This window comes from Pseudomonas sp. TH43 (assembly GCF_016650635.1).
Classification (GTDB): domain Bacteria; phylum Pseudomonadota; class Gammaproteobacteria; order Pseudomonadales; family Pseudomonadaceae; genus Aquipseudomonas.
The window spans coordinates 82,326-96,672 of record NZ_JAEKFI010000003.1; the positions used below are offsets into that span (position 1 = coordinate 82,326).

A 14,347-nucleotide genomic window follows, 5' to 3' on the forward strand; every position below is an offset into this window, starting at 1 on the left:
AAAGGGCCCGATGGGCCCTTTTCCATTCAGCTACAGCAGTCAGACATGCTCGCTGCTTTTCGCCTGCGCTTTCGGCGCGCCATGTCCATGGTCGTGATCATCCGGCTCGATCACCGGCACTTCATTACCATCGCAATCGCGCAGTTTACCTTCGCTGAAGTAATCGCCTTCACGCAGCGCCGCCAGATCACGGAAGCGCAAGGTGCGCTCATCCGCTGCGGCAAACACCGACTGTTGATCCGAGTTACCCGTGGTGAAGTGGTTGAACGCCAGGTTCAGCAGGATCGCCATGATCGCCGACGAGCTGATGCCCGAGTGGAAAATGGTCGCGAACCAGCTCGGGAAGTGATCGTAGAAGTTCGGCGCAGCAATCGGAATCATGCCGAAACCGATCGACGTCGCGACGATGATCAGGTTGACGTTGTTGCGGTAATCAACCTTCGACAGCGTGCGAATCCCGCTCGCCGCCACGGTACCGAACAGCACGATACCGGCGCCGCCAAGCACTGAAGTCGGCACTGCCGCGATGACCCGCCCCATGAAGGGCAGCAAGCCGAGAATCACCAAGAAGATACCGCCAGTGGCCACCACATAACGGCTCTTGATCCCGGTCACCGCCACCAGCCCGACGTTCTGGGCGAAAGCGCTTTGCGTGAACGAACCGAGAATCGGCGCAAACAGGCTCGACAGCATGTCCGCACGCAGACCGTTGCCCAAGCGCTTGGAATCGACCTTGGTGCCGATGATTTCACCGACCGCCAGAATGTCCGCCGAGGTTTCCACCAGCGTCACCATGATCACGATGCACATCGACAGGATGGCGGCAACGTGGAAGGTCGGCATGCCGAAGTGGAACGGCGTCGGGAAGCCGAACATAGGCCCCTGTGTAACACTGGAGAAGTCGGCCATGCCACAGACCACCGCGATGAGCGTGCCGATCACCATCGCCAACAGGATCGACAAGCGCGAGATGGTCGAGCTGCCAATCTTGCTCAATACCAGCACCAACAGCAGCGTCACCGCCGCCAGCCCGATATTTTGCATGCTGCCGAAGTCCGGCGCATGGCTGTTGCCGCCCATGGCCCAGCGCGCGGCCACCGGCATCAACGTCAGGCCGATGGTGGTAATCACGATACCGGTGACCAAAGGCGGGAAGAACTTGGTGATTTTTGAAAACACCGGGGTGATCAGCAAACCGATCAATGAGGCCGCCATCACCGCGCCCAGCACCGACTGGAAGCCACCCTCCCCGCCACTGCTGACGATTGCGACCATGGTTGCAACGCCGGCGAACGACACACCCTGTACCAGCGGCAACTGACAGCCAAAAAACGGCACACCCAGGGTTTGCAGCAGCGTCGCCAGCCCCCCCGCAAACAATGAAGCAGCAATCAACAAACCAATGTCAGCCGGCGACAGCCCGGCCGCCTGACCGATGATCAGTGGCACCGCGACGATACCGCCATACATGGTCAGAACATGTTGCAGGCCGTAAGCCATATTCGCGCCGACCCCGAGATTTTCGTCCTCGGGCCGTTGGTGTGAAACATGGGGCGTTTTCATGGTGGGGGGTTCCCTGGTTTTTGTTATGCGCACACTGTATTCAATACTCGGGACAAATGTCCATAGAGTTGTATACAACTTATCAGTCACATAATGGATAGGTAGCCACCCAAGCTTCTATCCCGCGGCTTCCATCCCCCACAAATCCGGCAACACATCCCCTCCGGCGCGTTCGCCCACCCCCACTACGCTGAAGTGTTCACGGCGACCGACGGCGCGGTCGCAGTCTTTTATATACATATAAAGTATGCATAATGAAGTCAATTGACATTCAGTACGACAAAAGCAAGAACGCAGCCAACAAACTCAAGCACAAGGGTGTCAGCCTCGCCGAGACCGAAGCGGTCTTTCACGACGAACGAGCGCTGACTATTGAGGACAACGACCATGACGAACAACGCTGGATCAGCCTCGGCCTCGACGGCAAGGGACGCTTGCTGGTCGTTACGTACAGTTACCGCGAGGCGAATGTCGTTCGAATCATTTCTGCACGTGTCGCCACACCGAGCGAACGTTGCGCTTATTTTCTGGAGGCTTGACCGATGAAAGACGAATATGACTTCACCCAGGGCAAGCGCGGCGCCGTAGCGTCCAGCAAGGGCAAAACGCGCATCACCATCATGCTTGACGATGCCGTCATCGAAGCCGCCCGCACGGTGGCCGAGAACGAAGGGTTTGGTTATCAGACGGTGATCAACAACACACTGCGCCATGTCCTGCTCGACACCGGCAAGAAGGAGCAGAACGAACAGCCGACGCCACTCGGAGCGGGCCTCACCGCGACCGACCTCAAAAGCCTTGAAAAAAAGCTCTCGGCAGCGGCCGGAGAGATTCGCCGGATGCTCGAGCCGGACGCGAAACCCTAGCCTCAGGCCGGCACAAGCATCCGTGCCAGAGACTGGCGAACATGGGGCTGGGCAGGCACGTGAAGATCAAACTCGTGCGCCAGCAATTCAATCAGCTCATCAACGTCCGTCACTTCGCGACGCTCACTCTCGGCGCCAACACGATGAATCGCAAAACTGCCGTTGTTAAGCGTGCGCCGCCAGCCATCGCCAGTACGCGCGACCATCAGGCGCTTGGCGAATGGTGAGTCCGGATGGGTCGAGACGTACCAGTTGCCAATGGTGTAGTCGATGTCTTCCTGACGTTGCAGGTCGAACAGGTACATCGAGCGCCATTCACCCGCGACATTCGCCCGCAGCATGTGGCCATCGGCCTGTTTTTCGATGCGATAAGGTTCGTGTGGGGTGAGTTGTTCCGCTTCAGAGTCAAGAATCAGCGGTGAAGTCGGCACCATGCCACCGAACCCGACATCGGTGATGTAGCGCACACCATCAAGGATCACCAGGCTCAAGCGATGCGTGCGCGCTGTCCAAGTGCCTTCGGGTTGTGCCATGACTACTCGCCCACTGATGCCCCGAGCGTCGAACCCCAGTTCCTGCAACAGCGCCAGAAACAGATTATTCAGTTCGTAGCAGTAACCGCCGCGCCCGTCTTGCAGCACTTTTTGCTCGACAGATTCGAGGTCGATCAACACCGGCTCGCCGCTGATCGTCGACAGGTTCTCGAAGGGAAAGGCGCCGGTGTGGCGCAACTGCAATTGACGCAGGGTCTGCAATGTTGGCGCCGGTGGTGCGTCGAAGCCCAGACGCTGCAGATAGAGATGCAAATGTGTCAGGCGTGGCTCGCTCATGGCTCAGTCCTTTTGCATGTGGCTGCGGATCGTTCCGCCGATGGCCGACATGTATACGGGATCAGTCACTGCTGACGACAATTGATTTCGCCAATCAACGCTATCGGCGCTTGCGCGAGCCGATGCGGATCCACGTTGGCGCATGGTCACTGGCATGCGGCTCATTGCGCACCCAGGCGTCTACTCCGGCCTCGTGCAAATACGGACTCAGCGCCGGGTTGAGTAATAGATGGTCGATGCGCAGACCGGAATTGGTTTGCCAGTGTTGGCGGAAGTAGTCCCAAAACGTATAGAGCCGATCCTCGGGATACAGATGCCGCAGCGAATCGGTCCAGCCCTGATCGAGCAAACGCTGATAACACTCGCGGCTCTCGGGTTGCAGCAGCGCATCCTTGAGCCATGAGCGGGTGTTGTAGATGTCCATGTCGGTGGGCACGACGTTGTAGTCGCCGGCCAGCACCACCGGGTGATCGCTGCTTTGCAGGTCTTTTGCGTAGCTGATCAGCCGTTCGAACCACGCCAGTTTGTAATCGAATTTCGGCCCCGGCTGCGGATTGCCATTGGGCAGGTACAGGCAACCGACCAACACGCCGTGCACCGCCGCTTCCAGATAGCGGCTGTGCTTGTCGTCGGGATCGCCCGGCAAACCGCGCCGACTCTCCAGCGGTTGCGCATCACGGGCGAGAATCGCCACGCCGTTCCACGAGGCCTGGCCCTGCCAGATCGCGCCGTAGCCGACGGCCTCCAGCTCCGCAGCGGGGAATGCACTGTCGACCATTTTCAGCTCTTGCAGGCAAGCGATGTCTGGTTGCTCACGCTTGAGCCAGTCCAGCAGGTTCGGCAAACGCGCGCGTAACCCGTTGACGTTGTAGGTGGCGATCCGCAGGTTTTTCATCGGCTGAGGCTCCTGCCCATGGGCTGTGAAAATTGTGACCTCGTGAACATCGTGGCGGTTGCATCGGATCAGCCTGCTGCGGCGTAATAGGCGCTCGCCATTCGCCTGCTCTGCCGAGACCTGAATCCCATGCAAACCACGCTGCAAGGTCAGCGCATCCTTCTGCGCCCGCTTCAGTATTCCGACGCCGACGCCCTGCTCCACGCGGCGGCCGATGGAGAGTTGTGGAACCTCACCGTCACCGTCGTGCCTTCGGCCAGCACCGTCGACAGCTACTTGCAAAAAGCGCTCGACGGCCGTGAAGCCGGGACGGTAATGCCGTTCGTCATCGTGCTGCGAGACAGCAACGAAGTGATTGGCTCAACGCGCTTCTGGAAGATCGACCCGCTCAATCGCAAGCTGGAAATCGGCAGCAGCTGGATTTCCGCAAGTTGGCAGAAATCTTTCGTCAACACCGAAGCCAAGTACCTGATGCTGCGTCACGCCTTTGAAGTGCTCGATTGCGTGCGCGTGCAATTCACCACCGACGAGAACAACCAGAAGTCACGTAACGCGATCCTGCGTCTCGGCGCGCAGCAGGAAGGCGTCGTCCGCCATGAACGGATCATGCCGGACGGTCGCAAGCGCAACTCCGTACGCTTCAGCATCATCGACGACGAGTGGCCGCAAGTGCGCCGCCACCTGGAACAGAAGCTCGCTGCTTACGCGTAACGCCAAGGTGTTCAGGCGCGATTGCGCAACCACTGCAAGAAGCCCTTTTTCGCCACGACCACCGGCACCTCTTCGGTCAGTGACTGGGCTTTGTGCAAACGGTAATCGAGCAAGGTTTTCATCGCATCGCTGATGTCGTGACGGGCATCGAGGCACGGCTTCAAGTAAGTCTTTTCGATGCGATACATGGCGCAGAAGGTTTTCGCGGCAAACGTCGCCGGCACCGACGTATCGGAAAGAATCCCCGCCTCGCCGATCACCTCGCCCGGGCCCATGCGGCCGGATTCGAACGGCGTGCCGTGCCGGGTCAGGGCTACCGTAACCACGCCGGACTCGATGATGAACAAATGATCGCTGACCTCCCCCGCCGCGAGGATGGTCTCGCCGGCACGGAAGGTTTGCAGGGTCATGTTCTGGCTGAAGGTTTCTTTCTCTTCCTGGCGCAGCGTCGAAAAAATCGGCGAGCTGTCGAGCAGTGCCCGAGGCCGCGAAAGGTTGGCCGGAACATTGGTTTCATTGCTCGACAGCAAACTGACTCCCGACGCCTGCAAGTGCCGATACGCCAGATCGAACAGTTGATTGCGCACCACACGCTTCTCACCCATCGAGGCGACGAAACCACTGATCTCGTATTCCGCGCCGCTGCTGCCGGAGCTTTTCAGCGCCACACTTGGCGCCGGGGTGTCCAGCAACTGGCGACAGCCCTGCATCGCCCGCTCCAGCGCCTCTATCACCGAGTTGGGCCGCGCATGCGGGCTGACCTGAACGCTGACCGAAACGCCGAACATGTTGCTCGGCCGGCTGAAGTTGATGATCTTGGCTTTGGCTGCCAGCGAGTTGGGAATCACCGCCATGCTGCCCTGGCTGGTTTGCAGGCGCGTGGCACGCCAATCGATGTCAGTGACCCGGCCTTCGGTGCCGTCGATGGAAATCCAGTCATCCAGTTGATAAGGCTTGGTGGTGTTGAGGACGATCCCGGAAAACACGTCGCTGAGCGTGCTCTGTAAAGCCAGACCGACGATGATCGCCAACGCACCAGAAGTCGCCAGCACACCTTTGACCGGCAGATCCAGCACGTAGGCAAGCGCCGCGATAATCGCGATGAGAAAAATCACCGCGCCGAGCAAATCCTGCAACAGCCGCCCGGTGTGGCCGACCCGCTGCATCATCACCGCACCGAGCAACACCGTCAGCGTGCGCGCACCGAACAGCCACCAGCCGATCTGCAACCCGGTCGCCGCCAGGTGCAAAGCCACGTTGTCGGCCCACGGCGCAGGCTCCATCGGGTTGAGGCCTTCGTTGAACAGCAGGACGCTGAACAAACTGAAAATCAGCACCCGCACCAGCAGTTTCCACTCGCTGCCACGGGAACTGATCAAGCGCCACAGACCGAGATCGAGAAGGATCAGGATCAACGCGCAAAACAACGGATGTTCGGTCAGCAGTGACAGCATCAAACAACTCCGACGGGGACCAATCGCGAGAAGATCGCACAGATTGGGCTCAGTGTAGGAGCAATTGATTTCAGAGGATGAACACCCTCGCAAAAACATCGCAAAACGAATGTGGGAGCGAGCTTGCTCGCGAAAGCGGTGGATCAGTCAAAGGTGCATTGACTGACATGACGCCTTCGCGAGCAGGCTCGCTCCTACAGGGTCAGTATGATGGCGGTATCAGCCGTGCATCCGGCCAAAGCGTCCGGACTGGAAGTCGGCGAACGCCTGGTGGATTTCCTGCTCGGTGTTCATCACGAACGGCCCGTGACCGACAATCGGTTCGTCGATCGGCTCGCCACTGAGCAGCAGCACCACCGCTTCCTGACTGGCTTCGAGGGTGAGTTGCCGACCATCACGTTCGAACAACGCCAGTTGCCCTTGCTCCGCCGATTCCTTTCCATTGATCTGCACCGAGCCCTTGAGCACCACCAGTGCAGTATTGCGCCCCTCGTGCAAATCCAGCGTCAGCAGCTTGCCGGCGTTCAGACGCAAATCCCACACATCGATTGGCGTGAAGGTGCGCGACGGACCGGTGTGGCCATCGAACTCACCGGCGATCAAACGCAGGCTGCCGGCGTTGTCCTTGAGCGCAATGCTCGGAATGTCGCCATCGAGGATCGTCTGGTAGCCCGGCGCGGCCATTTTGTCCTTGGCCGGCAGATTGACCCACAACTGAACCATTTCCAGATTGCCGCCGGTTCGGGCGAAGTTTTCCGAATGGAATTCTTCATGGAGAATTCCCGAAGCCGCGGTCATCCACTGCACATCGCCCGGGCCGATGGTGCCGCCACTGCCGGTCGAGTCGCGGTGCTGCACCTCGCCGTCGTAAACGATCGTCACGGTTTCGAAACCACGGTGCGGATGCTGACCCACGCCACGCCGTTCGGTGGTCGGGGTGAATTGAGCCGGGCCGGCATGATCGAGCAACAGGAACGGGCTGATGTGCTGGCCCAGGTTATCGTAGGAAAACAGCGTGCGAACCGGGAAACCATCGCCGACCCAATGGCCCCGTGGGCTGGTGTAGATACCGATGATGTTTTTCATGGTTGTCTCCAATGGGGTAAGTGACGCGATGGATTAAGCATAAATCCACAACCATTAATGCACTAGACCGCAAAAATCGCCCTCAGCGTTCCATGAGGAGAACAGTTAGCCACGATCCTGTTCTCAGTTCCGCAAAGATTCGTGACCTGCGGGCAAAGGTGCTTTGTCCCACCGACGGTTTTTCTCATGGATGCAGAGGCGGATACTCCTGCCCATTCCCACTGCAACCCTGGAGTCCACAATGTCTGTTCCCGCCTTCGGCCTCGGTACCTTTCGCCTGCAAGGCCAGGTCGTCATTGACTCGGTGAGCACCGCCCTCGAACTCGGCTACCGGGTCATCGACACCGCACAGATCTACGAAAACGAAGCCGACGTCGGCCAGGCCATCGCCGCCAGCGGCATCCCGCGCGAAGAGTTGTTTATCACCAGCAAGATCTGGGTGGCCAACTTCGCCAGGGATCGTCTGATCGACAGCCTCAAAGAGAGTCTGCAAAAACTGCAAACCGACTACCTCGACCTGACGTTGATCCACTGGCCATCGCCGGACGATCAAGTACCGGTCGAAGAGTTCATGGGAGCGCTGCTGGAAGCCAAGCGCCAAGGTCTGACCCGGCAGATCGGCGTGTCCAACTTCACCATCGACCTGATGAAACAGGCCATCGCAGCCGTCGGCGCCGATAACATCGCGACCAACCAGATCGAGCTGCACCCGTACCTGCAAAACCGTCAGGTGGCCGAGTTCGCCCACAGCCAGGGTATTCAGATCACGTCGTACATGACCCTTGCTTACGGCGAAGTGCTGAAGGACCCGTTGATCAAACAAATCGCCGAACGCCTGCACGCTACTCCGGCACAGGTTACCCTCGCCTGGGCGATGCAATCGGGCTACGCGGTGATCCCTTCTTCAACCAGGCGCGCCAACCTGCAAAGCAACCTCGGCGCCAGCGCACTGACATTGAGTGACGCTGACATGGCACTGATTGCTTCGCTTGAGCGCGGCCATCGTCTGACCAGCCCGAAAGGCATCGCACCGCACTGGGATTGATTGTTCAGGCCTGAAGACGTTGCGCGAGACCCTGCATGGCCTCGCGCAATGCATCGACGCTCATGACCAGCGCGACACCTTCATCATCCCGGCAAGCCTGTTCGAGGTCGGCGCACGCAGACACTACCCGTGCCGCGCCGACCATTTGTGCACCGCCCTTGATGTGATGGGCCAGATCGCGTAACCCACCGCAGTCGGGTGCCTGGCGCAATTCGTCGAGCCTGCGCAGATCAACGTACAGGCTGCGCAAGACCTCCGTACGCAACTGGTCGATCATCGCCCGGTCATCTCCGGCCAATTGCTCCAGCGCACTCAGATCCAGATCCTTCAGGGCTGTGACGCAAAGTTCTCCCACCTCGTTATCGACCGGGTTGGCGCGGCTCAACGCCTGACTCAAATCCTCCAGACGGATTGGCTTGAACAGACAATCGTCCATGCCCGCCGCCAGGCAGCGAACCCTCTCCTCGACCATTGCATTGGCAGTGAAGCCGAGAATCAGACACGGTGCAGATCCCGCTTGCGCCTCCATCCGCCGAATCTCCTGCGCCAGCTCATAGCCATTGCGGCGCGGCATATTGCAGTCAGTGATCAGCACATCAAACGGTTGCTCGCGCCACAAGGCCAGACCCTGTTCACCGTCCTCAGTGTCGACCGTGCGATGACCCAGTTCACTCAGTTGCCAACCCAACAGCAAACGGTTCACCGGTTGATCATCCACCACCAGAATGCGCAGCGCCCGCCTCGGCAGGCTGACTTGTGGTACCAGGGCAGCGTTGCGGACACGTGCCTCCAGCATGGGCATTTCGAGCGACACGAAAACGCGTGTACCAAGCCCAGGCTTGCTGTCCAGCCGCAGCTCGCCGCCCATCATTTCGCACAGACTGCGGCTGATCACCAGACCCAGCCCGGAGCCACTGCGAGCAACTTGCGAATGGCCGCCGGCCTGCACAAACGGGCTGAACAAGCGCTGTTGGTCTTGTGCACTGATGCCAATGCCGCTGTCCTCGATAACCACACTGACGGCCAGTTGCGCGGTCTCGGTGGTGCTCACCCGCAGTTGCAGGCTTACCTCTCCGGTTTCAGTGAACTTGATCGCATTGCTCAACAGATTGGACAGCACCTGCTTGAACCGGGTCGGATCGATCAGTACATCGACATCACTGCGGGCATCCAGCTCAATGTGCCAGTGCAGCCGCTTTTGCCGCGCCAGCCCCTCGAACACCCGGCATATCGACAACACCTGATCGTGCAGATTGGCCCGTTCCGGCACGAGAGACAGATGCCCTGATTCGATGCGCACGATATCGAGGATGTCGCCGATCAACGCCAGCAATTGTTCCCCGGCACTGGCGGCGATCTGAATGGCCAGGCGATCGGTCACGCCCTCGTCCGCGCGCTTCATTGCCAGTTGGAGCATGCCGAGCAAGGCGTTCATCGGCGTGCGCAGCTCATGGCTCATGATGGCCAGAAAGTTGGTTTTGGCGCGACTGGCATCGTCGGCGGCGTCCTTGGCTTGTTGCAATTGACGCAACCACTGTTGACGCTGGCGGATCTGCCGACGCTGAAAACCGATCAGGCCCAGCGCCAGCAACAGCAAGCATGCAGCACCGGCAAAGCCCTGCAGAATTTCCCGGCGATGGCGCTGCCAGTAGCTGTCATCGACCGCCACATCATGGGTCCAGCGTGCGACCAGCTCGTCCATTTCCTTTGGGCCAATACTCAACAGCGCCTTGTTCAGGATCGAGGTCAGTTCCGGCGCCTGCGGTGAAGTAGCCAACACGATTCTGGCCGGTTGATCACCCACGGTAGTGGCGATAAGCAAATGTTCGCGGTACTGACGGGCAATCAGATAACGCGCGCCAACCAGCGAACTCAAAGCCGCCTCAGCCTGGCCATTGACGACCATTTTCATGCCCATCGCCGGGCTTTTCACTTCGATCAGCCGGACCTGCGGCGCATGCTCGGCGAGATAAGCGCGCAGCGGATGCGCGCGATAGATCGCCAGACGCTTGCCGGCCAGTTCGTCGAGATTGCTCGGGCTGCCAGCCGTCGTCGCCTTGACGATTACAAACGGGTTGATCAAGTAGGCCCGCGTAAAATGCAGCTCGTTTTCAAGCTCATTGCTGGGCGTGATAACCGGCAAAACATCCAGTTCACCCGCCGTGAGCTGTTCGATCTGCCGGCTCAGCGAGTTTCCGCGAATGATGTCGAAGGTCATCCCGCTGCGCTGGCTGATCAGGTTCAGCAATTGCGCCGCAAGCCCAGTGAGCCGGCCGTCGGCATCAAAAAACGACAATGGAGCGAAATCTTCATTGGCCCCTACTCGCACTCGCGGATGGCTATCCAGCCAGCGCTGCTCCCCCTCACTGAGTTGCACCCGCGAATGCTCGGCCATGTCGGCCCGTCCGGCGCTCCAGCGTTGCTCGATGATTTGCCGCTGATCCATCGGGATGCTGACCAGCGCCTTGTCGATGATCCGTTTCAATCGCACATCGGCGCGGCGCAAGGCAAATCCGAACGGATTGGCGTCAAGCCCCGAAGGCCCGGCCAATAACACATCGTTGCGGTAATTGATGTTGATCTGATGGCTGGCGCTGATGAGGCTGCCCAAGTAGACATCAACCCCGCCGAACGCCACGGCGCCGAGTGCATCCATGTCCGAGGGGTAGCGTTGAATGACGGTCTGCGGATAAAAAGCCTGCACCGTCCGTAAAGGCAAGTAGTCCTCGGCCATCGCCAGACGCTTGCCGGCCAGATCGGTCAAAGGGGCTTCACCCACACGCGTCACCAGCATCGGTTGATCCTCGGCGTAGGCACGCGACAGCATCAACTCCGGGTCTGCGAGCTCGAAATTGTTCGAGGTGGCGAGTACATCAAGTTCGCCGCGCTTGAGTGCGGCAATGGCCGCCGCACGGTCGCTGTAGCGCAACACCTCGACCCGGACACCGAGCAGTTGCGCGAGCAGATCGGCATAGTCGGCGCTGAGCCCTTCGAGTTGATGCTGATTGCGCGTCAGTTCAAATGGCGGGTAATCCGTCCCGGAAACGCCCATGCGCAGTACGGGATGCATGCGCAACCAGTAACGATCCGCGCCGTCGAGCCGCAGCTGGACATTTTCCAGAGGCGTGCGGGTCAGAATTTCCAGGGTTTTCGGTGTTTCACCTGCGGTCGCCGTCAGTCCGCAAGTCGCCAACAGGATGAGAGCCCAGCGCCAAAACCCCATGCCCGGCCTCTCAGATCAAGTGATTGCGGACGACAAAATCACGCAAGTGAACGGCGGAACTGACGCCAAGTTTGATCATCAGGCGGGATTTGTACGTACTGACGGTCTTGTGACTGAGGTGCATCTCTTCGGCGATGGACTTGTTGGATTTACCGGATGCCAGTTGCACAAGGATCTTCAACTCTTGATTGGAGAGCAGGTCGATCAGTTGCTTTTCCGTGGCCAGCAGCCCGCTCAATAAATTTGAATTATTGGGCAGTGCGGTGAAGTAGGTGTAACCAGACATCAACGCCTGAATTGCCTGGTGCAATTGCTGCAAATCATTGGTTTTTTGCACGAACGCCATGGCACCGGCGCGCAAACAACGCTCTTGGTAGAACACTGCTTCGCATGAGGTAAAGACCAGTATCGGGCAAACAAAATCGTTGGCTTTGATCCGTTCAATAACATCGAGCCCGTCGAGAGAGAAAAGCTTCAGATCAAGCACTACCAGTTGCGGTTGGTGCTCGCGGAGCAATTGCAAGACTTCTCTACCGCTGGATGCCTCGTAGATCTCACTGAAGCGCTCCGCTTCCAACACGAGTCTGACGGCGGCGCGCACCACCGGATGATCGTCGACGATCAGCGCTGACTTCATGAACACTCCCTGTACGAAGACGTGACGATGGCGCTCTGTCCACTCGTCACCGACACAGTGACTGTTGCACGGACGTCGACACGAATCTACCTGTCAGATCTGACAGTTGTCAGCGTCACGAACTTATGCAGAGGCTCGCCGTGGCGCTGCTGATTCTGGCCTCCAGGCCAACTGTGCTGGTTCGGCGCAGAGATCGACCTGCGCCATCAGGGATTTGATCGTCTGTACATCGGGCAACGCGGCATGGGTGATTTGCAGGTTCTCCTGGGCAAACCCCGGATCAGCCTGCAACGTTGCCGAAGGATCGTTGTAGATCAGGGCATGACGCACCTGCGGGTTATCGAGGAAGAACGCCGGCAGATCCAGCGAGCCCGCGGCCAGTTCAGCGTTGATGACCACCACGTCGAACGGTTCACAGCCGTACTCCACCAGTGTCAATAACTCGAGGAGGCTTTGCACGGGCGCAATCCGGTAGTACTCAAGGGCATTGAATGAACGTTCGATTTTCATCCGGTTGAAATGCTGCGCGTCAGCGATCAGGACACGCAGGGTTTTATTGATCATGGTCGATCTCCTGGCCGTTTCAAGAGGCCGAAAGGCTACGCAACAGCCACGCTGCTTTATGTAGGAAGTTTCTGAATTATCGGGTCATTCATCCGCATTCAGCGTTTCGGGAAATGCCCGCACATTTAGAGGCAACCTTCTGAATATTGAGCTGATCCAGCAAAGGCCCGAGCGTCTGGCGATCTGGCGTGTGAACCAGGCTCAACTGGCGCCGATGATTGGCATAAATCATCTCGGCCCGCGGCTGGCCACGCCGTGTGTCGTAAATCACGCCGTGGCGAATTTGTGAATTGCTCTGAAAGAACCGCACCGGATCAACTCCCGCAGAGGCCAGCAGTTCGCCGTTGATGAGCAGCAGATCAAACTGCTCGAAGGGCTCGTACGAGTAATGGGTCAGGCTCAGAAGTTCGCGAAACGAACAGACGCCCGTAAGCGCACGGCAACCCAGCTCGTTGAGGGTTTTGCCGATTCGGGTTTGCAGCAAAGGCTGCTCTTCGACGATCAATATTCGCCAGCATTTGTAGGACATAGGTTTCGACGGTTTAGAGAAAAATTACTGATCACAGTGCGAAACCACACACTAGGCAAAAAGGCCCGCGAGTCATGTAGGACAAGTCTGAAAAATAGCGAGATCAATCTTTAAACATCACAATAAAAAGCCACGCAGGATCAACCGACGTGGCTTTTTTATTTATCAGAGGCGTGCCACACCGAACGGTTGTTCAGTGCCATTGGCTTGGGATTGCGCTTATTCGGTAGTACTCGGACTCCAGAACGCCTGCACCACCAGCGCCGAGGTAGAGATTCGTGCGACCAGTGCATCCAGCTCGTCGCCATCGACCGAGGTGGTCGCCAAGGTGGCTTCGATTTCGATTTCATCGGCACCGAAGGCATGCACGTCAACGTCGCTGGCCGGGTAGTTGCTGCGTTCAAGCTCGGCTTCGAGCAAGGCGAACACGGCTTTCTGCTGCGAGCGCCGGGCGATGACATAAACGATGTTGGTAACTTCCGCCGAGACCACGTCCAGTGGCTGACGGTTGATGTTGTTGACGATGGGCCGCAGCAAGGTGTTGGCGGCGAGGATGAACAGCGTGCCGAGCACGGCTTCGGCGAGCAGATCGGCACCGGCGCAGGCGCCGACTGCGGCAGAAGTCCAGAGGGTCGCGGCGGTGTTGAGGCCACGCACGTTGCCTTCTTCGCGCATGATCACCCCTGCACCGAGAAACCCGATACCGGAGACCACGTAAGCGACCACACGCACCGCGCCTTCAGCGCCGGCGAGACGGTTGGCCATGTCGACGAAAATCGCCGCACCGACCGCGACCAGCACATTGGTGCGCAGGCCGGCGGTGCGTTGCCGGTACTGACGCTCGAAGCCGATCAGACCGCCGAGGATGAACGCGGCGCTGAGGCTGACGAGGGTGTCGAGCAGCGAATCGAGATTGAGGTTGTTGATGGCTTGCATCGTCATCT

At 58.9% G+C, this 14,347-nt stretch carries 14 protein-coding genes; 4 read left to right on the forward strand and 10 right to left on the reverse strand.

Features of this window, described 5'->3' with window-relative positions:
• Positions 1-39 precede the first annotated feature (39 nt).
• Positions 40-1,563, reverse strand: a complete 1,524-nt coding sequence (locus JFT81_RS10025) for a nucleobase:cation symporter-2 family protein (RefSeq protein WP_201227184.1) — start codon at positions 1,561-1,563, stop codon at positions 40-42.
• A gap of 254 nt (positions 1,564-1,817) precedes the next feature.
• On the opposite strand from JFT81_RS10025, the gene JFT81_RS10030 reads away from it, so the two are divergent.
• Together JFT81_RS10030 and JFT81_RS10035 are read left to right on the forward strand one after the other, a co-directional pair.
• A complete protein-coding gene (locus tag JFT81_RS10030) occupies positions 1,818-2,102 on the forward strand; it encodes a BrnT family toxin (protein ID WP_201227185.1) in 285 nt (94 codons plus the stop codon).
• 3 nt (positions 2,103-2,105) lie between these two features.
• A complete protein-coding gene (locus tag JFT81_RS10035) occupies positions 2,106-2,429 on the forward strand; it encodes a BrnA antitoxin family protein (RefSeq protein WP_201227186.1) in 324 nt (107 codons plus the stop codon).
• Positions 2,430-2,431: 2 nt separating this feature from the next.
• Here JFT81_RS10035 and JFT81_RS10040 read toward each other — a convergent pair whose 3' ends face one another.
• Together JFT81_RS10040 and xth are read right to left on the reverse strand one after the other, a co-directional pair.
• A complete protein-coding gene (locus tag JFT81_RS10040) occupies positions 2,432-3,259 on the reverse strand; it encodes an arylamine N-acetyltransferase (RefSeq protein ID WP_201227187.1) in 828 nt (275 codons plus the stop codon).
• Positions 3,260-3,359: 100 nt separating this feature from the next.
• Positions 3,360-4,154, reverse strand: coding sequence for an exodeoxyribonuclease III (gene xth, locus JFT81_RS10045; protein ID WP_201227188.1), 795 nt, complete (start codon positions 4,152-4,154; stop codon positions 3,360-3,362).
• Positions 4,155-4,283: 129 nt separating this feature from the next.
• Here xth and JFT81_RS10050 point away from each other — a divergent pair, with 129 nt between their 5' ends.
• Positions 4,284-4,865, forward strand: a complete 582-nt coding sequence (locus JFT81_RS10050; protein WP_201227189.1) for a GNAT family protein — start codon at positions 4,284-4,286, stop codon at positions 4,863-4,865.
• Between the two features lie 11 nt (positions 4,866-4,876).
• Here JFT81_RS10050 and JFT81_RS10055 read toward each other — a convergent pair whose 3' ends face one another.
• Together JFT81_RS10055 and JFT81_RS10060 are read right to left on the reverse strand one after the other, a co-directional pair.
• Complete coding sequence (locus tag JFT81_RS10055) at positions 4,877-6,319, reverse strand: mechanosensitive ion channel family protein (RefSeq protein WP_201227190.1); 1,443 nt, start codon at positions 6,317-6,319, stop codon at positions 4,877-4,879.
• Positions 6,320-6,538: 219 nt separating this feature from the next.
• Complete coding sequence (locus tag JFT81_RS10060) at positions 6,539-7,405, reverse strand: pirin family protein (RefSeq protein WP_201227191.1); 867 nt, start codon at positions 7,403-7,405, stop codon at positions 6,539-6,541.
• A 241-nt stretch (positions 7,406-7,646) separates the two neighbouring features.
• Between JFT81_RS10060 and dkgB the strand changes: the two genes are divergently transcribed.
• On the forward strand, positions 7,647-8,450 hold the full coding sequence (gene dkgB, locus JFT81_RS10065) for a 2,5-didehydrogluconate reductase DkgB (RefSeq protein WP_201227192.1): 804 nt from the start codon (positions 7,647-7,649) through the stop codon (positions 8,448-8,450).
• A gap of 4 nt (positions 8,451-8,454) precedes the next feature.
• On the opposite strand, the gene JFT81_RS10070 is transcribed toward dkgB, so the two are convergent.
• The 5 genes from JFT81_RS10070 to JFT81_RS10090 all read right to left on the reverse strand — a co-directional run bounded on the left by JFT81_RS10070 (position 8,455) and on the right by JFT81_RS10090 (position 14,339).
• Positions 8,455-11,673 (reverse strand): transporter substrate-binding domain-containing protein, encoded by a 3,219-nt coding sequence (locus JFT81_RS10070; protein WP_201227193.1) that lies wholly within the window; start codon positions 11,671-11,673, stop codon positions 8,455-8,457.
• 10 nt (positions 11,674-11,683) lie between these two features.
• Complete coding sequence (locus tag JFT81_RS10075) at positions 11,684-12,310, reverse strand: response regulator transcription factor (RefSeq protein ID WP_201202237.1); 627 nt, start codon at positions 12,308-12,310, stop codon at positions 11,684-11,686.
• 123 nt (positions 12,311-12,433) lie between these two features.
• Positions 12,434-12,874 carry a chemotaxis protein CheY gene (locus JFT81_RS10080; protein ID WP_201227194.1) on the reverse strand — a complete coding sequence of 147 codons (441 nt, stop codon included), beginning with the start codon at positions 12,872-12,874 and terminating at the stop codon, positions 12,434-12,436.
• A gap of 88 nt (positions 12,875-12,962) precedes the next feature.
• Positions 12,963-13,379, reverse strand: a complete 417-nt coding sequence (locus JFT81_RS10085; RefSeq protein WP_242485600.1) for a hypothetical protein — start codon at positions 13,377-13,379, stop codon at positions 12,963-12,965.
• 243 nt (positions 13,380-13,622) lie between these two features.
• Positions 13,623-14,339: an MgtC/SapB family protein gene (locus tag JFT81_RS10090; protein ID WP_008084043.1), complete on the reverse strand. Its 717-nt coding sequence runs from the start codon at positions 14,337-14,339 to the stop codon at positions 13,623-13,625.
• Positions 14,340-14,347: the final 8 nt, after the last annotated feature.